Below are 18165 nucleotides of genomic sequence, written 5' to 3'. Positions count from 1 at the left end.
TAATGACTAATGACTAATGACTAATGACTAATGACTAATGACTAATGACTAATGACTAATGACTAATGACTAATGACAAAAAATTATGAGTCCCGAGTTTTGGATTCCAAGTTTATCAAAAAACTCAAACCTCAAAACTCAAGACTCAAAACTCTCTCAGCCTAAAAGCCGATCGATTCAGTCGATCGCCCGACACAAATAATTGCATCAGACAGCATCAATTACTTGCGACGGGGAACCATCGTGTCGATATTGATATTAGCCAGAGCCACCCGCTGCGGCGGAGTAGCAGGCAGGGGCATATTGCGCGCCATACCCAAATAGTTCGACGGATCGCCAGCCTTCGCCTGCTGTTCTTGAGGAACAAAACGGCGGACACTTGTTTGCCAGATGATTTGCGGGAAGCCAAGCTGCGAACGGTGGTACTCACCGTAGCGGGGCGTCTTCAAGTTGAAAGGAGTGTCCCCTCCAACTCGCTGAGGCAAAATTCGGCGCTGCTGGTAAGGTACTGTGTCGTAGCCGAACTTTTCCAGGTACTCATCGCTATTGACCAACTCGTCAATAAAGCCTTGAGGCCCCTTATTGGCTACCACGATCGACCAAGCAATCTTTTCGCGCTCGCTGTAAACGTCCCGGCCCAAAATGCGCTGCACGCACATTTCCACAAACCGATAGTTGCTGTTAGTTTGATAATTCCGCTCTAGGAAAGGAGCCGAAGTCGCCAAACCGCGAATAAAGTCCCGCACCGTAATTTGGCCGAACTTGAGTTGCGACTCCAAAGACTTTTGGCGGTTGCTCTTGAGGATTTGGTGTTCGCTGTAAATCTGGCGATATCCAGCCCAAATCAAATTTTCGATGTCTCCAGACGAGAGCACATTTTCAGTTGTGAAAATTCTCGGCTGCTCGTCGCCCCCTACTTCATAACCAGCAACGCGCTGGTTTTGGCTCTTGGGGGCGTAGCTTAATAAAGGAAGCGCCACGTTAAAATCTCCGTTATCTCAAATTTCAGAAATAGTTGACACCGTGAGCTGCCAGCATAACGGATACAACTAACCAACATACAGATTAGGGGATTCCCGCAATCTAAATCTGATTTTCCTGAATTTTTGCAACAATCTGTAACATTTGTTGACTTTGGGGATGTCATTAGTCAGTAGTCAGCAGTCACCCTTCCAGTCTCTGGCTGGGAACGCCACTTTAGAGGCTCTGCCTCGTCTACTCTAACCGGAGGCAGAGCCTGAAGCCCGCGATGCCCAGGCTGAGTCTGGAAACGAAGCCAAAGTAATGACCAATGACTAATGACTAATGACTAATGACTAAATTACCAGCCCAGAGCCGAATAAAACTCGCTGGCGGCCACTTGAGCTGCTGCGGGTTCTGATGTTGCATCCGAGTCTGGTTCGACCCTAATTTCCGTACAAAAAGTCGAAGTGCTGAAACCGCCAAAGCGCTTTACCGTACTCGTCCGCATCCGCAGGTTCGGATTAGCAAACCAGAAACGCTCGATCGAACTCATCGTCTCGTATTCGGTAATCAGCAGCAGCCCATCCTCATCATCCATCTCAAAACGGCCAGCCACCGGCACAATTTCCGCATAGCCCCGTTCCCGCAACATCAAACCCTGCCGGGGATTTTCAGGATCCGGGACGATCGCGAACACCGTAGACCCTTTATGATTCTCATCATCCTTATCCCAGGCCATCGAGCCGTGCCAAGTCACAAAAGCCCCCCCAGCAGCCCGGCTCGGATCGACTTCGTGCATCTTGCAAATCTCGGCGATTCGCGCGTCATCCGCACCCAGCGCCGTTACCTGAATATTTGAATCCCCAATCTCCGCTTGGCGGAAAGCGAGGTGGTGAGTGCTGCGCTGCGATCGCCACTCCCCAGCGCTGCTTTGAAAAAACTCCATTGCATCCATACGAACTAGCTCCTTTGGGTTAGGCTTCCCTGTCTTTACGCCTTTTTATGATAAGGCTCCCCCCACTTAGATGTACTTTTGCTACACAAATTAGTCTCAAACTGTCTACTTTGGACATATTGTCAAGCGAATGTTATGATAGTTTACAATGTAGGAGAAACAACAAATCCTGCGAAACGTCATTCCGATCGATCTCGCATCGATCTCAGCAAACTGGAGGAGCGATTTATGGATATGCCTACAACCAGCCTCAGTATGGAACAGCAGTTCAAACTACAAGTGCTGCGCGAAGAAGTCAAAAGGTTAAGCCAAGACCAAGCTCAGGAATACTTGCTCGAAGTTATGCGGCAAAACATGGTCAAAGAAAACCTGTTAAAGCATTGGATGAAGAATATGTGAACTCTTCGAGCATTTATTCACAAAAATTAGTGGCTTGTATCTGCAAAAAGTGCGATCGAACTATTAAACATAAAATCCAGAATCCCGCTTTCTCCAAGAAAGCGGGATTCTCAATTCACAAAAGTTTTACGCAGTTTTTTTTGTCGCTACCATACTCAGCAAATTAAATGTTTTTAGTGTCAAGCCAGAGAGAGGAGAGTTTTTGTAGCGACAGGTTTCAACCTGTCGGGGACTCAACCAAAACGGCCGCTGACATAATCTAAAGTAGACTCTTCCTTCGGACTTTGGAAAATTACCTCAGTCTTGTCACACTCCACAAGATAGCCAAACCGCTTCCCATCGTCAGAAAGTTTAGCATTGAAAAAAGCAGTCAGGTCAGAAACCCGAGAAGCCTGCTGCATATTGTGAGTAACGATCACAATCGTATACTTCTCCTTGAGTTCCCGCATCAACTCCTCAATCTTAATCGTAGAAATCGGGTCAAGAGAAGCGCAAGGTTCATCCATTAATACTACATCAGGATTAATCGCGATCGCCCTAGCAATACACAAACGCTGCTGCTGGCCGCCCGAAAGAGAAAAACCGCTTTGCTTCAACTTATCCTTCACCTCATCCCACAAATAAGCTTGGCGGAGCGACTTCTCCACCAGCTCATCCATATCCCCCTTATAATTGTTCACCCTCGCACCGTAAGCAATATTGTCATAAATCGACTTCGGGAAAGGATTCGGCTTTTGAAACACCATCCCAATCTTGCGGCGCACCTCCACAGCATCAATATCAGGAGCGTAAAGATTTTGACCGTAGTAATCAATTCTACCCTCTAAACGAAAACCGCTAACTAAATCGTTGAGGCGGTTAAAACATCGCAGAATTGTACTTTTACCGCAGCCAGACGGCCCAATCAAAGCAGTAATGCGATTTTTAGGAATCTCCATACAAACATTTTTAACCGCGTGAAAAGCGCCGTAAAAAATATTGATATTTTCTGTCCGCAAAATTGTTTCCGTTTGCTTGTCTAAATCCATCATCATACAGGTAACAATCCTCTGAAATTTTACTCAAAACCAGGGTTACATTCGGCCTTCACCATAAGTGGATGAATGCCTTTTTTAAACTCACCCTTCAATACACTTTTTTGTGAGTAGCCCAGCGAGAAAGAATACTCGTCAATAAAACCATAAACACCAAAATCAAAGATGCAGCCCAAGCCAATTCTTTCTGTGCCTTAAAAGGAACCGTTGCAAAGTTGTACACCAAAACCGAAAGACTCGGAGTTGGCTTATCAAATCCTCCCGGCCAAAAAGGCGAATTCAGCGCCGTGAAAATCAAAGGAGCAGTTTCTCCAGCAGCGCGAGCAATTGCCAGCGTCACGCCCGTTAAAATAGCCGGAATTGCCGCAGGCAAAACCACCTGCAACACCGTCTGATAATTAGAAGCACCCACACCAACCGACGCCCATCTAATATCTTGCGGGACGATTTGTAGAGCTTCGTCAGTAGTCCGCACAATCGTCGGCAACATCAGCACGGCAAGCGCCGCGCCCCCTGCAATTGCCGAAAAACCTCCCATATTTACCACGAACAAACCGTAGGCAAATACCCCGGCAATAATCGAAGGAACGCCGCTGAGGACATTAGTAGCAAAGCGCACCCAGCGAGCGATTTGGCCGCTGCTGAATTCCGACAAATAAACTGCTGCCAATACACCAAAAGGAACAGCAATTAAAGAAGCAATTCCCACCGTCATCAATGTACCGACAATTGCATTAGCAATACCGCCTCCCGATAGTCCTGGCGGCGGTGGCAGCTTGGTAAACAAGTCTAAATTCAGGCGATTGAAACCTTGTACGGTGACGTAGGAAAGCACTGCAAACAAAGGCAGCAGAGTGATTGCCAGACCAGCTCCAGCCACTACAGTCATCGCCAGACTAAACAGCGCTTGCGGGCTGTTTTTAACTTTCTTCAAACTGCCTGTTTTCGATACCAAAGAATTCTCATCGGAGACGCTATTTGACATAAACTAAAACTATGTAGGAAATTGCGGCCAACTTCTAGTTGTACTTCGCTCTTACTTGAGAAACAATCCACTCTGCCAAAATATTAACAATCAGGGTCAGAATAAACAGAATTAGCCCCGTGTACATCAGAGCTGCTACTTGCAATCCCGAAGCTTCGGCAAATTGATTTGCCATCAAAGAAGCAATAGTATTTGCCGGAGCTAGGACAGAAGCACTTAACTGATTGGAATTGCCAATTAACAGAGTAGCTGCCATTGTTTCTCCCATGGCGCGACCGAGCCCGAGCATAATTCCGCCGACAATGCCGGAAAAAGCCGCCGGTACGAGTACCCTAAAAATGGTTGTCCAGCGAGTAGCCCCTAAACCTAGAGATGCTTGTCGCAATTCGGGCGGGAGACTTGCCAAAGAGTCGCGGGAGATAGCAGTAATAATGGGCAAAGTCATGATTCCCAAAATTACTCCGGCTGGCAACATTCCCGGGCCGACTGGCGGAGTGCTAAAAATCGGCAGCCATCCGAAGTTACTGTTGAGAAACTTTCCGACAGTGCTAATAATGGGAATCAATACAGCAATTCCCCACAAACCGTAGACTACGCTGGGAATGGCAGCTAAAAGTTCTACTAAAAAAACCAAAGCTGTGCGCACTGGCAGCGGCAAAAAATCTTCGCTCAAGAAGATGGCAGTCCCTACTCCTAATGGTACTGCAATTAGGAGCGCGATCGCCGAACTGACGATCGTCCCGTAAATCATCGGCAGCGCGCCGTACTCTTCTTTAACCGGATTCCAGCTACTGCCAAACAGAAAGCCCAAACCGTACTGTTGAATCGCAGGTAAAGCCCTGTAAGCAACGGTGAGGGCGATTACCAGCAAAATTACACCAACTCCTATTCCCAAAATCCGAGTCAGCCAGATAAAGCCTTGGTCTAAGGATTTTTCTGCTTGAGAGCGCGATCGGCTCTCTGATGGAGCGCTGTGATTATCTGAAATCATAGAAAAAAAAACCCAATATATAGTAGCCGAAAATAGCCTGTTTCGGAAAAAGCTAGAAGGAAGCAGAAAGAAAGACCATAAATCAAATCAAAGAGGGGCGGGTTTATTAATCCCCTGAGTTTTCAACAAATATTTCTGGTAAAACCCGCCCCTACAGAAATATCTCTCTTTTTTTCTTCCTTCTTCCGTCTTCCTTCTTCCGTCTTCCTTCTTCCTTCTTCCGTCTTCCTTCTTCCTTCAATTGCTATTTGGCAACCTCAATCTTGTAGTCTGGGCTGATGCCGTCAGCGGCCGCGGCTACTTTTTCTTTAACGTTTTGGGGCAGAGGAACGTAGCCCAATTCGGAACTAACTTTTTGACCTTCAGTTAAGCCGTATTCAACCATTGCCTCGATGGTTTTGGCTTTGTTGGGGTCAGTAACTGTTTTGGGGACGAGCATCCAAGTGTAGGTGACTATTGGATAGGATTGAGCGCCTTCGGGGTCTTCGATAAATGCTCGCAGGTTTTCCGGCATGGGCACAGTTGCTAAAGCTTGAGAAGCTGATTCGTCGGTAGGTGCGACAAAGCTGCCTGCTTTGTTTTCCAAAGATGCAAATTTGACATTGTTGTTTTTGGCGTAGCCGTATTCTATGTAGCCGAGGCTGCCTGCGGTTTGCAGAATTTGGGCTGTGACGCCTTCGTTGCCTTTTGCGCCTACGCCTACGGGCCACTCTACTGTTTTGCCGTCGCCTACTGCTGTTTTCCAGTCGGGGCTGATGGCACTCAGGTGTTTGGTGAAGACGGCGGTGGTACCGCTACCGTCGGAACGGTGGACGATGGTGATGGCTTGGTCTGGCAATTTCGCGGCCGGGTTGGCGGCTGCAATTTTGGGATCGTTCCACTTGGTAATTTTACCGGCGAAGATATCTGCGTAAACATCCCGTGGCAGTTTCAGTGGTTCGGTTAAGTCTGGCAGGTTGTAGCCGATGACGATGCTGCCGGCTGTCATGGGCAGCAAGAGCACGCCTTTGTCTGCTGGAACTTTGGCGATTTCCTCGTCTTTCATGCCGGTGTCGCTGGCCCCAAAGTCTACTGTGCCTTTGGTAAATTGTTCGACTCCGGCGCCGCTGCCTACTGATTGATAGTTAATTTGTACTTTGGGGTTGATTTTGTTGAAGTCTTGAAACCAACGCTGGTACAGAGGGGCGGGGAATGAGGCGCCGGCTGCGGTGATGGCTACGTCTGAGGCTAGGGCGAGTTTGGTGTTTTCCGCTGTGCCGGTGGCTGCAACGGGGGATGCGCCGGGGGATGCTGCGGTATCGCCGCCGGGGCTGGGGCTGCTGCCTGTGGTTGTGCTGCCGCCGCCGCAAGCTGCTAAACTCAGGGCGATCGCCATAGCGGAAATTGCAGTAGTCAGACGGTTTGAATTAATCAAGTTGAGACGAAAAAGCATAGGTATAAAAAATCTGCGATCGTTATATGGGTGTCCCGCATCAGCATAGCGCGCCAAAGTAAAGGTTAGGTTAAGAATCTTTACACTTAATCGCAATTTAATATTAATTAATATTATTAATGTTATTTATGAGCTTGACAATTGTGAATATATAAGATATAGGGCAGAGAAATAGCTACGGAAACAAGCAGTCGATCGCCCGATCGCGAAAAATTCCCGATTAAATTATCACAAGATCCAGCCTTGAGAACCAGAAAACCATACAATGGTGGTTATTTTGACCAAAAAGATCGGATACAAGCCCCGTCCTAAAATGACGGCTTTTCAAGGTGTTTGAATATATGCTTTAAGAATTTCTAGTGGCGCTCCCCCGACAGAAACCCAAAAGTAGCTAAGCTGTGTTGCATCTAGATTGCCTATGGTATTAGAGAGGGAGAGGGGGTGAAGGGGAGAGGGGGAGAGGATTTGACGATTTTTGATCGGGACTCGAAATATACAATTTAAATGCACAACAGCTTAGGACGGCAAAAAGCCTATGAGTGAGGTTTCTTGTATCTTGCCTGGAAGTATCGGCGACTGGAAACTCCTTTCAATGCGTTCACTATTTGAGAGATTGAAAGCTTAGGGGGATATTCAATAAGTGCGTGAACGTGATTCTCTTCACCGTTAAATTCAAGGATCTGGAAGTCCATCTTTTGGGCTACGCAAGCGACACGACTTTTCAATTACACCCAAACTTTCGGCAGTAAATACCGAAAGTCGGTATTTAGTCACACAAACCAAGTGAACCTTAAGATCTGTAACACTATTTCGCTCTTTTCGGAAATAGGTTGTCATTCACTCTAAACCAATATATAATTTCCTGGTACAGACTAATACTAGCATAGCCAGTGAAAGCAAGATATCAGTACAGATTTTACCCAACAGACCAACAACAGAGAAGTTTAGCTCAGTTGTTTGGATGCGTTCGGGTAGTCTGGAATGATGCTCTTGCACTTTGCAAGCAGTCTAAAACAAAGCCTAAATCGGCTCAACTTCAGAAAGTAGTCATAACTCAAGCTAAACTAACTGAGGAACGTAAATGGTTGTCTGAAGTTTCAAACATTCCTTTACAGCAGTCAGTTTCCGATTTAGATATTGCTTTTAAGAATTTTTTCGCATCCTGTAAAGGAAAGCTGAAAGGTCGCCAAGTCGGATATCCTAAATTCAAAAAAAGAACAAACAGCCAATCGGCACGTTTTAGGATGGGAGGATTTTCTTTTAAAGACAATGGAGTCTATCTCGCTAAAATTGGGATAGTCAAACCTATATGGTCTAGACAACTACCGTCTGAGCCTAGCTCTGTTACAGTAATCAAAGACAGCGCCCATCGCTATTTTTTGAGCTTTGTCGTAGAGATAGAGCCAATTCAGACTAAAGCGGAGAATTCAAGTATCGGAATTGATTTAGGGATTAAAACCTTTGCAGTAATGAGCAATGGCGAAAAAGCCCAAAGCCCTAGGTACAAAGAGTTAGACCGCAAAATCCGCAAATTGCAACGCAAAGAGGCCCGCCAACCAAAGGATTCCAAAAGAAGAGAAATAACTAGACTTAAAATAGCCAAGCTTCACAACCGAATTGCTGATACGCGCCAAGATTTCCTGCACAAGTTGTCAACCAAAGTAGTAAAGGAAAACCAAGTGCTCATTTTGGAAGATTTGAATGTGTCTGGAATGGTGAAAAATCGGAAGTTATCAAGGGCAATTAGTCAGCAAGGATGGAGGGAGTTTAGGACACTCTGTGAGGCTAAGTCGGAAAAATTTTGCAGAGAGTTCAGAGTTATCGGTAGATGGGAGCCTACTAGTCAAATTTGTTCAAACTGTGGGTTTAAGTGGGGAAAATTAGATTTAAAAGTTCGGTCGGTTCAGTGCTTGGATTGTCAAACAGAACACGACCGAGACGAAAATGCGGCAAAAAATATAAATAAAGTCGGGATGGGGTATCGCCACGACTCTAAACGGACGCAGAGACAGGGTAAGACTACAACGGTCACGCGCCAGTTGATGAAGCGTCAAGAATCACCGCTCATGAAAGGACGGTGAGTATATCAAAGTAGTGCTAGTATTAAGAATTTAAAAGCTGCGGGCATTGAAGCTTGCATGTGACAAATACCTTCTGACGAATGCCGTTTGATGATATGGCAACCGCCCTGACGGTTAGGACGTTCTTAATTGCACAAACATAAACGGTCGATTGCAACTTCGGTCTTCCTTCTTCCTTCTTCCTTCTTCCTTCTTCCTTCTGCTATAATGCCTGCTCCTATTGAATTAATCTGGGCTGTTATTGGTTTGCTCCTGACGATAGGAGGCACTTTTTTGCCTGCATCTGTCACAATTCCTATTGGGTTGTGGGACGATCGAGGACTTCAGGCGTACTCTTTAGGTGTTACCTATCAAATTGGAGCCGTTTTGCTAGTAGGCTGCATGGGGGGGAAAAATGCTGCGGCTCTCTCGCAAATTGCTTATTTGGCATTAGGATTAACTTTGTGGCCAGTTTTTTCTCAAGGCGGCGGCATCGGCTATCTCAAAGAAGCGAGTTTTGGGTATTTGCTGGGTTTTGTGCCTGGTGCTTGGGTGTGCGGCTGGGTGGCTTTTAAGGTGGCTTCGCGGCTGGAATCTATGGCTTTTAGCTGTTTGTGCGGTTTGTTCACTGTTCACGCGATCGGCTTAATTTATCTAATTTTTACTTACTTGCTGCCTCCGGCAAAAACAACACCTTTATTCGATGAGATTCTTAAATATTCGGTTTATCCTCTGCCGGGACAATTGGCGGTAGTTTGTGCGATCGCAGTGCTGTCTTTTACTTTGCGCCGCTTGATGTTTTATTAATTGCGAAGGAAGAAGGAAGAAGGAAGAAGGAAGAAGGAAGAAGGAAGAAGGAAGGAGGAAGAAGGAAGGAGGAAGAAGGAAGAAGGAAGGAGGAAGAAGGAAGAAGGAAGGAGGAAGAAGGAAGGAGGAAGAAGGAAGAAGGAAGGAGGAAGAGGTAACTACTGGTAATTGTGCAAAATAAGGTTATACTATACATTGCGAAACGGGAGAGTCATCTCGCTGCGGCTGGGATTGCTTTGCTGCACTGCATTCTGCTCGCAATGACAAGTGAGATTGGAGTAACTTCTCTCATGCCCGATGCCCCATTTTCTATTGCTTAATTCATGCGTTTTAAAAGAAATCCCTTGTTCTGGGTGGCTGCTGTTATCAGTTTAGTTTTAGACCACCTGACTAAGTTTTGGGTGGTGCAAAATTTTGACTTGACGGTTCCTCCGCAGACGCAGGCGCTGTTACCTGGGGTGTTTCACTTCACTTATGTTGTCAATACCGGTGCGGCTTTTAGTCTTTTCAGCAATGGCGGGGCGATTTGGTTGCGGTGGCTGTCTTTAGGCGTTAGTGTGGGATTGATAGTGCTGGCTTGGTTCGGGCCGCGAATTAACCGCTGGGAACAAGCTGGCTACGGTTTGATTTTGGGGGGAGCACTGGGGAACGGGATCGATCGATTTATTTCGGGCCACGTTGTAGATTTTATCGATTTTCGGATAATTCGGTTCCCCGTATTTAATCTAGCTGATGTGTTTATTAATGCTGGGATTATCTGTTTGCTGATTGCAACTTTTCACAGTGCACCGCCGCCGAAAAGCCAAGACGATCGCAATTCTATTTCAGACTAACTTTCAACAAGTCAATCGATTTTCGATTTTCGATTTTCGATTTTCGATTAACCACCCACGGGCTGTACCGTTCTCAGGTCGATCGGATGCCGAGCTTTTTTTTGCTGATCCACTGATGAATCCGGCGACCTCGCAACCAATTGCTTTCGGTCATTTGTCAGTTGTCTGTTACCAGAAGGTATAGGTGTCAACTTAAGGTTAGAGTCATTTATGAGCTATAATTAGATTCTTTATTGCTAAGGCTAAACTTGCCCGCGATCAAAAGCAATTTGGTCCGGGACCCCCAGATTTATCCGTGGGAGAAATTCCCTAATCTAAAATCTAAAATCTAAAATCTAAAATCGGATGTCCGTTGTCTGTTACCAGAAAATCTAGGTGTCAACTTAAGATTAGAGTCATTTATGAGCTATAATTATATTTTTTATTGCTAAGCCTAAACTTGCCCGCGCTCAAAAGCAATTTGGTCCGGGACCCCCGGATTTATCCGTGGGAGAAATTCCCTAATCTAAAATCTAAAATCTAAAATCTAAAATCGGATGACTCCTAATCCATTTGCCCAAGAACGCTTACTATTTGCCCCAGCAACCCCCGATGCTGATGCTATCCCGACTATTTTTGCTTTTCCCAACGAGTACACGGTGGGTATTACCAGTCTCGGCTATCAGATAGTGTGGGCAACTTTGGCTGTGCGATCGGATATTGAAGTCAGCCGTTTATTTACTGATATCCGCGAACAACTTCCCCGACATCCAGAATTACTGGGATTTTCGCTTTCTTGGGAACTAGACTATGTAAATATTCTAAATTTATTGGAATCTCTAGAAATTCCGATTTGGGCGTCAAAACGAACTGATAATCATCCGATCGTCTTCGGCGGTGGCCCGGTTTTTACTGCGAATCCCGAACCTTTTGCCGATTTTTTTGATGTGATTTTGCTGGGAGATGGCGAACATCTCATAGACAATTTTATTGATGCTTGTAAACAAGTCCGTACCGCCGACAGACAAACTAAATTGCGGCATTTAGCCCAAGTTCCGGGAGTTTACGTCCCCAGTTTGTACGAAGTAACTTATCTCGATGCGGCTGAGGGTATTAAATCGATTCAGCCTGTCGATTCGGGAATTCCCAGTGTGGTTGAAAAACAGACTTATCGCGGCAATACTTTATCTGCTTCCACTGTGGTGACAGAAAAAGCGGCTTGGGAAAATATTTACATGGTGGAAGTGGTTCGGAGTTGTCCCGAAATGTGCCGTTTTTGTTTGGCAAGTTATCTGACTTTGCCGTTTAGAACTGCGAGTTTGGAGGGTTCGCTAATTCCGGCGATCGATCGCGGTTTAGCTGTGACTAATCGTTTGGGTTTGTTGGGTGCTTCGGTCACTCAGCACCCGGAATTTGAAGCGTTGCTGGATCATTTGAATCATCCGAAATACGACGGCGTGCGGTTGAGTCTTTCTTCGGTAAGGACGAATACGGTGACAGTTAAATTGGCAGAAATCTTGACAAACAGAGACAGCAAATCTGTGACAATTGCGGTGGAAAGTGGGAGCGATCGCCTCCGCAAAATCGTTAACAAAAAACTCACAAATGAAGAAATTATCCAAGCTGCTATCAATGCTAAGGCGGGCGGCTTAAAGGGAATTAAACTTTACGGGATGGCGGGAATTCCCGGCGAAGAAATGGAGGATTTAGAGGAGACGGTGGCGATGATGCGGGCGATTAGAAAAGCCGCTCCCGGTTTGCGGTTGACTCTGGGATGCAGCTCTTTTGTCCCGAAATCTCACACTCCTTTTCAGTGGTTTGGAGTGAATAAAGATGCGGAGAAGAGGCTGAAGTTTTTAGATAAAGAATTGCGCAAGCTGGGTTTAGAATTTAGACCTGAAAGCTATAACTGGTCAGTGATTCAGGGGTTGCTCTCCAGGGGCGATCGGCGGTTGTCTCGGCTGTTGGAATTAGTGCGGCATTACGGCGATACTTTGGGCAGCTATCGGCGGGCGTTTAAGGAGTTGCGGGGACAGTTGCCGGAGATGGATTTTTATGTTTTTCAAGAGTGGGAATTGGATCGGGTTTTGCCTTGGAGTCATTTAAAAGGGCCGCTACCGGAGGCGACTTTGAAAAAACATTTGGCTGAGGCGATGAGTCATACAACACGACAGCAAAATCAAGAATGTGAGAATTCACTAAGTCGCGTTTAGTAACTTAGATTATAATAGCCTCATGCGTGTTATTAGCCGAAAACGACTAAAAGAATTTTGGGAAACACACCCCAATGCTGAAACAAGTCTGTTGCTGTGGTATCAGCGTAGTTGTGATGCTGAATGGCAAAGTTTAGTAGATATTCGTAAAGTATTTCCTTCGGCTGACTTAGTAGGTAACTTTACGGTATTTAATATTGGTGGCAATAACTATCGGTTAATTGCTTTTATCGATTATGAATACCAGATAGTGTTTGTCCGCTGTGTTTTAACTCATGCAGAATATAATAAGGAGAACTGGAAAAATGACGACTGGTTTGAAAACTCCTAGTAGCTACTATATTGAGATAATCACAACTTTTCCCCCGCGTCCAATTACTTGTGAAGCTGAGTTAATCGCTACACAAAATCGGATGGATTCTATTGTGAGTCGGAGCAATCTCACGCAAGACGATCGGGATTACTTAAACGTGTTGGGTACTCTTGTTTATGATTACGAACAAAAACATGAGCCAATGCCAGTCTTGAAAGGTATCGCACTACTGAAAGCATTGATGGTTGAGGACAATATTCAAGAAAAAGATTTAGTTGATATTTTTGAATCCGAGTCTTGGGTATCTGAGATGATGGATGGAAAGCGGGAACTGACGGCGAGTCAAATTCAAAAGTTAGCTAAGTTTTTCCATCTTTCCCCTGTGGCATTTCTTGAGTATAATTAATTGCCAGGATACAGGGAGGAGTGACGCACTATAATACAATTATGCCCGAAGTCCAACCGAGAGAAATTCAGCGTTATACGACGCCAGATAACAAAGTGCCTTTCGAGGAATGGTTTAATTTTCTCCGAGATGGCAAAGCTAAAGCTAGAATTAGGTTGAGATTAGACAGAGTTCAACTCGGCAATCTCGGAGATTATCGATTTGTTGGAGAAGGAGTCTATGAATTAAAAATAGATTATGGCCCTGGATACCGAATCTATTTCGGACAAGTCGGCAAAACTATTATCCTGCTTTTAATAGGCGGGGATAAAAGCACTCAAGACCGAGACATACAGCAAGCTATCAAATACTGGACTGATTACAGGAGTGAAGATAATGCCTAAAAGTTTACCTTACCATCCCTTTCTAATAGAATCTCTCAAAAAGCCAATAGATTGTGCTATGTATCTAGAGGCTTTTTTTGAAGAAGAAAACCCCGAGGCAGAACTGCTAAAAATGGTACTTAGCAATGTAGCAGAAGCTCTTGGCAAACAGCAGATGTCTCCCGAACAATATGAAGTGCACTTAAAAAAACTGGATGAATTGCTGTCGCAGCAAGGAAGTGATGCGATTTATAATCTGGGAACTTGGCTGCATGCTTTGGGATTGAAACTAACAGTTGCTGTTTGTACTGATACAGAGGATAATACTGCAAATGCTGAAACGCGATCGCACTTAACTGTCTAGCCCAACGATACAATGCCCAATTTTAAATATTCGCGCTGATTAATGCCACCGTTGAAGCAGTCTGGAACTTTCACGAAAAGCCCGACATTCTGCAACTTTTGACTCCGCCTTGGCAACCGGTTCAAGATAAGATGAGGAGCGACATACTATAATACAATTATGGCAGAAGTCCAACCCAGGGAAATTCAGCGTTATGTTGCCTCAGACGGTCAAGTGCCGTTTGATAACTGGTATGATTCGCTCCGAGATAGCAAAATTTCAACAATTATCAATAAAAGACTTAACCGAGTTTTTTTGGGGAATTTGGGAGATTGTCAATCAGTTGGAAATGGAGTCTTTGAATTAAGGATAGACTATGGCCCTGGTTTCCGAATCTATTTTGGGCAAGTAGGCACAACAATTATACTTCTTCTATGCGGAGGAGATAAAAGCACTCAAGACCGAGACATTCGCCAAGCAATAGAATACTGGACAGATTATAGGAGTTAAAAAAATGCCTAAAAGTTTACCGTATCATGACTTTTTGATGGCACGGCTAAAAAACCCCAGTTATGCGGCAGTCTATCTCGAAACTCATTTTGAATTAGATGAAGGCGAAGAACCTGACGAAGCATTGCTGAAACGATCTCTGGGCGATGTAGCTGAAGCTCTAGGTCAACCAAAAATGACTCCAGAAGAATATGAATTGCACTTAAAAAAACTGGATGAATTGCTGTCGCAGCAAGGAAGTCATGCGATTTATAATCTGGGAACTTGGCTGAATGCTTTGGGATTGAAACTAACAGTTGCTGTTTGTACTGATACAGAGGATAATACTGCAAATGCTGAAACGCGATCGCACTTAACTGTCTAGCCCAACGATACAATGCCCAATTTTAAATATTCGTCGCTGATTAATGCCACCGTTGAAGCAGTCTGGAACTTTCACGAAAAGCCCGACATTCTGCAACTTTTGACTCCGCCTTGGCAACCGGTGAAAATCATTCGCCGCGAAGGGGGACTCGATGTGGGTGCTGTATCAGAATTTCGCCTGTTATTGGGGCCGATTCCTGTAAAATGGGTGGCGACTCACACTCAGTGCGAACAATATCGCTTGTTTGTTGATGAACAAACTGAGGGGCCGATGGCACGTTGGGTTCACCGACACGAGTTTACCTCAGAAAATGGCAAGACTAGATTGACAGATGCGATCGCATTTTCGATACCGGGCGGCCCGATTGTCGATTTGTTGTTAGGTTGGTGGGTGGAAATGCGGTTAACAGATATGTTTCGCTACCGCCACGAAGTCACAAAAAGAGAGTGCGAGAAAAATGCAAACAACGGCTGAATATTACTGTGCTTTCTGCGGCGAACCGAGTACAACTTTTGTTGATACCAGCGGTGGTATGGAGCAATCTTATATCGAAGATTGTCAGGTTTGCTGTCGCCCGAATGTTCTTTATATCAGAATAGATGAAGATACCCTCGATATTGAAATAGATACTGAGTATCAAGAATAAGTGACTAGAAAAATGTAGGAATTGCCTTTGATGCTGACTTGGTAGAATTCATAAATCTCGATCCTGCTGCTTCTACGAAAGCCCGAAAAATTCGAGAGTTTACCGAGCAGTTTGGCGACATTTCCGGGTGCCATTGAATTGCTATCATCCAAGGGTGATAGCAGTGCTCCATTGCTTCTACCAAAGTGTCAGGTGCATCGGCTACAATTCGCCAATCGGATGTTACCTTCCTCACTGCTTGATGATGCCAGGAAACAACTGTTGTTGAAGTTTTTCCCATAATTTTTGCTAGCCGACTGTTTGGCTCAATTTCAATGGTATGCTCGATCGCACGCGGGGGAATTCCCAATCCGTGATTAACCTCGTCTCCGTAAGCATCCGGTACGTGAATCACCAAACTGCCACCGCTGGCTACGTTCAGGATTTGCATTCCCCGGCAAATCCCCAACACAGGTATGTCAGCCTTCAAAGCTAGCTTTGCTAAGTTTAATTCAAAATTGTCGCGTTCTGCATTAACCGAGTAAACTGTGCGATCGACATAACCGCCATAAAGTTCTGGGTTGATATCTCCGCCCCCGGAAAAAATCAAACCATCTACTGCATCAAAAATACTACCCGGGTCTAATTGATTGGGCGGCAGCAAAATCGGAATTCCACCAGCCGCCTGAACTGCATCAATATAAGTTCCATTTAAGCAATACTCGCCTGCTGAACAGCGGTTGTATGTTGTGATGCCAACAATGGGAAATTTTTTCATTTGCTAGAGACTGGGAGATAATTATTTAGATTAATACTCAGATTTGGCACTATTTGTAATCAGTATTTCATGGGCGGGCTAGGAGCAACGGCCCACAATAAAACTTACTTATTGTGGAACAGGCATCTTGCCTGTTTCTTGTATGATTACTTGTGATTGATTCCTAGATTAAACTCAGCATTCCCTGAACTGCTGTCTAATTTGTAACAGTTTCAGTATTAGTTTCCGCCAGCGGTTTGCGCGTGCACAGATAAGCCAGCGGCCCGAACAGCGGCACTAATGTTACTGCCCAAAATGCTGCGACATTCTGCATTCCTCGGCGCGCCATGTCGTCTGCCAATAAGGCAGGAAATAGCAGGCAAAGCATACAAAAATCTAAACTCATTACATGGATAAAACGGGTGGTTTGCCACTGTCCAATAAAATCAGACCAATCGCCTTTTGTCAAGCCAAAAGAAACTAAAGCAGCAGCACCCAATGTTAGGACAATGGCAGTAAAACGGGAGTCTAATATCTTTAAAAAGATATTTTTATGACCGGGAAATTCAGGATTCGGTTCGCGCAGGGCTAAATAAGGCAGCAAGGCAACGGCACCGACGCCAAAGGATAAAGTGGCAAATAGCCATGCAGGTATTTTCTGCCCCCTGCCGTCAGCAAATAAGACGCAACTGTAGATGAGCGGCCAGACTCCCATGATGTAGAACAACGCTACAATTAAAGGGTTGATGTCTGCTATTTTGCCTGTGGAAATATTGGTAATTAGTGTGATAGTTTTTTCTGGGCTGTCGGGTGGTGCAAATACAAAGGCGTAGGTGAGAAATGCAATCCAAATCAGCCCAAATCCAATTTTTCTGAACATAGTTAGTTTTTCTTACTTCTGATATTACTATAGCAAGCTTAAAGGGTTTTTGAATAAGACTTTTTTAATTTACCGCTATTGACGCTGTTGACGCAGAGGAAGAGAGGAGAATATCTGAATGTATTGCTATTTGGTATTGCGGGTTTTGGGCAGATTGCTAAATTTTTGCATAAATTGGCGATCGATCCAATCTTTCCAGTACCACAGCAGCGCCGATTCCCACATGAAAGATCCGCGAGATGCGATCGCCCTTTTATTCCCAGTACCAATTAACCCTAAGTATTGTTCCTGCGGTGCAAAGGGTTTCAGCGGTTTTTCCAATAAAAACTGCTGCAAGTTTTCAAACAGCGGTTTGCCCTGACGCACGGCAAACACCCCTGCTTTGGGACGGGGATAATTAACCATCGCAGCGATATCGCCAGCCCCAAATACGTTGGCGTGAGAGACTGATTGCAAGCAATCGTTGACTTGCATAAAGCCGTTTGAGTCGGCTGCTAAACCGGATTCTCTGATCCAATTGGCTGCCGATGCTTGTGTTACCCAAAAAATGCGATCGCACTCTAATTCTAAACCTGATTTACAGGAAATTTGGTAATCGGTAGGGATTTGAGGATTGGTTTCTCTCTCAATCTTTTTTACTGCACAGACTTTTTCCTGCAAATGCACTTTAACGCCACGATTAATCAGAATTTCTTTAAGGCGGCGGCGCACCCGCTGATTGTGTCCCTGCATCAATTCAGCACCGCAGTGAAACAAATGAATTTCTGATGAAAAACTTTCTAAATTTTCTTCCCTCTTCCTTCTTCCCTCTTCCTTCTTCCTGACATCCGTTACATCCGTTACATCCGTTACATCCGTTACAGAATCCGTTGCCGAACTTCCCTCTTCCTTCTTCCTGACATCCGTTACATCCGTTACATCCGTTACATCCGTTACAGAATCCGTTGCCGAACT

The 18165-nt window shown here is 45.1% G+C and carries 23 protein-coding genes and 2 pseudogenes; 15 read left to right on the top strand and 10 right to left on the bottom strand.

Going from position 1 to position 18165, the window contains the following annotated elements:
- Positions 1-221: 221 nt before the first annotated feature.
- Together QUB61_RS28430 and QUB61_RS28425 are read right to left on the bottom strand one after the other, a co-directional pair.
- Positions 222-980, bottom strand: a complete 759-nt coding sequence (locus QUB61_RS28430) for a phycobilisome rod-core linker polypeptide (protein ID WP_333136039.1) — start codon at positions 978-980, stop codon at positions 222-224.
- Between the two features lie 341 nt (positions 981-1321).
- On the bottom strand, positions 1322-1918 hold the full coding sequence (locus tag QUB61_RS28425) for a phycobiliprotein lyase (protein ID WP_333136037.1): 597 nt from the start codon (positions 1916-1918) through the stop codon (positions 1322-1324).
- Between the two features lie 135 nt (positions 1919-2053).
- On the opposite strand from QUB61_RS28425, the gene QUB61_RS40115 reads away from it, so the two are divergent.
- A complete protein-coding gene (locus QUB61_RS40115; protein ID WP_445300291.1) occupies positions 2054-2317 on the top strand; it encodes an NblA/ycf18 family protein in 264 nt (87 codons plus the stop codon).
- 233 nt (positions 2318-2550) lie between these two features.
- Here QUB61_RS40115 and pstB read toward each other — a convergent pair whose 3' ends face one another.
- From pstB to tnpA, 5 genes and pseudogenes are all read right to left on the bottom strand, one after another.
- Positions 2551-3351, bottom strand: coding sequence for a phosphate ABC transporter ATP-binding protein PstB (pstB, locus tag QUB61_RS28415; RefSeq protein ID WP_333136035.1), 801 nt, complete (start codon positions 3349-3351; stop codon positions 2551-2553).
- Between the two features lie 91 nt (positions 3352-3442).
- Positions 3443-4336, bottom strand: a complete 894-nt coding sequence (gene pstA / locus QUB61_RS28410) for a phosphate ABC transporter permease PstA (RefSeq protein ID WP_333136033.1) — start codon at positions 4334-4336, stop codon at positions 3443-3445.
- 34 nt (positions 4337-4370) lie between these two features.
- Positions 4371-5327: a phosphate ABC transporter permease subunit PstC gene (gene pstC / locus QUB61_RS28405; RefSeq protein WP_333136031.1), complete on the bottom strand. Its 957-nt coding sequence runs from the start codon at positions 5325-5327 to the stop codon at positions 4371-4373.
- 244 nt (positions 5328-5571) lie between these two features.
- On the bottom strand, positions 5572-6759 hold the full coding sequence (pstS, locus tag QUB61_RS28400) for a phosphate ABC transporter substrate-binding protein PstS (protein WP_333136029.1): 1188 nt from the start codon (positions 6757-6759) through the stop codon (positions 5572-5574).
- A 539-nt stretch (positions 6760-7298) separates the two neighbouring features.
- A pseudogene (gene tnpA / locus QUB61_RS28395) lies at positions 7299-7596 on the bottom strand (IS200/IS605 family transposase); the annotation flags it as partial.
- 53 nt (positions 7597-7649) lie between these two features.
- On the opposite strand from tnpA, the gene QUB61_RS28390 reads away from it, so the two are divergent.
- The 14 genes and pseudogenes from QUB61_RS28390 (at position 7650) to QUB61_RS28325 (ending at position 15595) form a co-directional block, all read left to right on the top strand.
- The gene (locus tag QUB61_RS28390; RefSeq protein ID WP_333133865.1) at positions 7650-8840 is read left to right on the top strand and encodes a transposase; all 1191 of its coding nucleotides are present in this window, start codon (positions 7650-7652) and stop codon (positions 8838-8840) included.
- Positions 8841-9047: 207 nt separating this feature from the next.
- Positions 9048-9626 carry a biotin transporter BioY gene (locus QUB61_RS28385; RefSeq protein ID WP_333139483.1) on the top strand — a complete coding sequence of 193 codons (579 nt, stop codon included), beginning with the start codon at positions 9048-9050 and terminating at the stop codon, positions 9624-9626.
- Complete coding sequence (locus QUB61_RS28380; RefSeq protein ID WP_333190220.1) at positions 9575-9784, top strand: hypothetical protein; 210 nt, start codon at positions 9575-9577, stop codon at positions 9782-9784. The genes QUB61_RS28385 and QUB61_RS28380 overlap by 52 nt, the downstream gene beginning before the upstream one ends.
- Positions 9785-9949: 165 nt before the next feature.
- The gene (lspA, locus tag QUB61_RS28375; protein WP_333133869.1) at positions 9950-10459 is read left to right on the top strand and encodes a signal peptidase II; all 510 of its coding nucleotides are present in this window, start codon (positions 9950-9952) and stop codon (positions 10457-10459) included.
- 536 nt (positions 10460-10995) lie between these two features.
- Positions 10996-12651, top strand: a complete 1656-nt coding sequence (locus QUB61_RS28370) for a radical SAM protein (protein WP_333133870.1) — start codon at positions 10996-10998, stop codon at positions 12649-12651.
- 22 nt (positions 12652-12673) lie between these two features.
- Positions 12674-12982, top strand: a complete 309-nt coding sequence (locus QUB61_RS28365; protein WP_333133871.1) for a type II toxin-antitoxin system HigB family toxin — start codon at positions 12674-12676, stop codon at positions 12980-12982.
- On the top strand, positions 12957-13370 hold the full coding sequence (locus tag QUB61_RS28360) for a helix-turn-helix domain-containing protein (protein ID WP_333088568.1): 414 nt from the start codon (positions 12957-12959) through the stop codon (positions 13368-13370). Before QUB61_RS28365 ends, QUB61_RS28360 begins: the two co-directional genes overlap by 26 nt.
- A 41-nt stretch (positions 13371-13411) precedes the next feature.
- Positions 13412-13753: a type II toxin-antitoxin system RelE/ParE family toxin gene (locus QUB61_RS28355; RefSeq protein WP_333133887.1), complete on the top strand. Its 342-nt coding sequence runs from the start codon at positions 13412-13414 to the stop codon at positions 13751-13753.
- Positions 13746-14096 (top strand): transcriptional regulator, encoded by a 351-nt coding sequence (locus QUB61_RS28350; RefSeq protein WP_333133872.1) that lies wholly within the window; start codon positions 13746-13748, stop codon positions 14094-14096. Before QUB61_RS28355 ends, QUB61_RS28350 begins: the two co-directional genes overlap by 8 nt.
- Positions 14097-14108: 12 nt before the next feature.
- Positions 14109-14221 (top strand): annotated as a pseudogene (locus QUB61_RS28345) (SRPBCC family protein); the annotation flags it as partial.
- Positions 14222-14255: 34 nt separating this feature from the next.
- Positions 14256-14585, top strand: a complete 330-nt coding sequence (locus tag QUB61_RS28340; RefSeq protein ID WP_333133873.1) for a type II toxin-antitoxin system RelE/ParE family toxin — start codon at positions 14256-14258, stop codon at positions 14583-14585.
- 4 nt (positions 14586-14589) lie between these two features.
- On the top strand, positions 14590-14949 hold the full coding sequence (locus QUB61_RS28335) for a transcriptional regulator (RefSeq protein ID WP_333133874.1): 360 nt from the start codon (positions 14590-14592) through the stop codon (positions 14947-14949).
- 12 nt (positions 14950-14961) lie between these two features.
- Positions 14962-15423 carry an SRPBCC family protein gene (locus tag QUB61_RS28330; RefSeq protein ID WP_333133875.1) on the top strand — a complete coding sequence of 154 codons (462 nt, stop codon included), beginning with the start codon at positions 14962-14964 and terminating at the stop codon, positions 15421-15423.
- Complete coding sequence (locus QUB61_RS28325; protein ID WP_333133876.1) at positions 15407-15595, top strand: CPXCG motif-containing cysteine-rich protein; 189 nt, start codon at positions 15407-15409, stop codon at positions 15593-15595. Before QUB61_RS28330 ends, QUB61_RS28325 begins: the two co-directional genes overlap by 17 nt.
- A gap of 4 nt (positions 15596-15599) precedes the next feature.
- Here QUB61_RS28325 and QUB61_RS28320 read toward each other — a convergent pair whose 3' ends face one another.
- From QUB61_RS28320 to QUB61_RS28310, 3 genes are all read right to left on the bottom strand, one after another.
- Entirely contained in the window at positions 15600-16352 is a 753-nt protein-coding gene (locus QUB61_RS28320; RefSeq protein ID WP_333133877.1) for a gamma-glutamyl-gamma-aminobutyrate hydrolase family protein, read from the bottom strand.
- A gap of 196 nt (positions 16353-16548) precedes the next feature.
- The gene (locus QUB61_RS28315) at positions 16549-17211 is read right to left on the bottom strand and encodes a DUF2834 domain-containing protein (protein WP_333133878.1); all 663 of its coding nucleotides are present in this window, start codon (positions 17209-17211) and stop codon (positions 16549-16551) included.
- 126 nt (positions 17212-17337) lie between these two features.
- A partial coding sequence (locus tag QUB61_RS28310; protein WP_333190218.1) for an FAD-dependent oxidoreductase occupies positions 17338-18165 on the bottom strand: 828 nt, incomplete at its 5' end.

The organism is Microcoleus sp. C2D2, assembly GCF_036702495.1.
Classification (GTDB): Bacteria; Cyanobacteriota; Cyanobacteriia; order Cyanobacteriales; family Microcoleaceae; genus Microcoleus.
Note: the sequence above shows the minus strand (reverse complement) of the source record. Positions and strands in the feature narration are given on the sequence as shown.

Bases quoted from the DNA above. Each gene is read 5' to 3' on its own strand.
- QUB61_RS28355 (WP_333133887.1), top strand. From the start codon at position 13,412: ATGCCCGAAGTCCAACCGAGAGAAATTCAGCGTTATACGACGCCAGAT.
- pstB (WP_333136035.1), bottom strand. From the start codon at position 3,351: ATGATGATGGATTTAGACAAGCAAACGGAAACAATTTTGCGGACAGAA.
- QUB61_RS28350 (WP_333133872.1), top strand. From the start codon at position 13,746: ATGCCTAAAAGTTTACCTTACCATCCCTTTCTAATAGAATCTCTCAAA.
- QUB61_RS28335 (WP_333133874.1), top strand. From the start codon at position 14,590: ATGCCTAAAAGTTTACCGTATCATGACTTTTTGATGGCACGGCTAAAA.
- QUB61_RS28360 (WP_333088568.1), top strand. From the start codon at position 12,957: ATGACGACTGGTTTGAAAACTCCTAGTAGCTACTATATTGAGATAATC.
- pstS (WP_333136029.1), bottom strand. From the start codon at position 6,759: ATGCTTTTTCGTCTCAACTTGATTAATTCAAACCGTCTGACTACTGCA.
- lspA (WP_333133869.1), top strand. From the start codon at position 9,950: ATGCGTTTTAAAAGAAATCCCTTGTTCTGGGTGGCTGCTGTTATCAGT.
- pstA (WP_333136033.1), bottom strand. From the start codon at position 4,336: ATGTCAAATAGCGTCTCCGATGAGAATTCTTTGGTATCGAAAACAGGC.
- QUB61_RS28370 (WP_333133870.1), top strand. From the start codon at position 10,996: ATGACTCCTAATCCATTTGCCCAAGAACGCTTACTATTTGCCCCAGCA.
- pstC (WP_333136031.1), bottom strand. From the start codon at position 5,327: ATGATTTCAGATAATCACAGCGCTCCATCAGAGAGCCGATCGCGCTCT.
- QUB61_RS28340 (WP_333133873.1), top strand. From the start codon at position 14,256: ATGGCAGAAGTCCAACCCAGGGAAATTCAGCGTTATGTTGCCTCAGAC.
- QUB61_RS40115 (WP_445300291.1), top strand. From the start codon at position 2,054: ATGATAGTTTACAATGTAGGAGAAACAACAAATCCTGCGAAACGTCAT.
- QUB61_RS28330 (WP_333133875.1), top strand. From the start codon at position 14,962: ATGCCCAATTTTAAATATTCGTCGCTGATTAATGCCACCGTTGAAGCA.
- QUB61_RS28365 (WP_333133871.1), top strand. From the start codon at position 12,674: ATGCGTGTTATTAGCCGAAAACGACTAAAAGAATTTTGGGAAACACAC.
- QUB61_RS28315 (WP_333133878.1), bottom strand. From the start codon at position 17,211: ATGTTCAGAAAAATTGGATTTGGGCTGATTTGGATTGCATTTCTCACC.
- QUB61_RS28320 (WP_333133877.1), bottom strand. From the start codon at position 16,352: ATGAAAAAATTTCCCATTGTTGGCATCACAACATACAACCGCTGTTCA.
- QUB61_RS28425 (WP_333136037.1), bottom strand. From the start codon at position 1,918: ATGGATGCAATGGAGTTTTTTCAAAGCAGCGCTGGGGAGTGGCGATCG.
- QUB61_RS28385 (WP_333139483.1), top strand. From the start codon at position 9,048: ATGCCTGCTCCTATTGAATTAATCTGGGCTGTTATTGGTTTGCTCCTG.
- QUB61_RS28325 (WP_333133876.1), top strand. From the start codon at position 15,407: ATGCAAACAACGGCTGAATATTACTGTGCTTTCTGCGGCGAACCGAGT.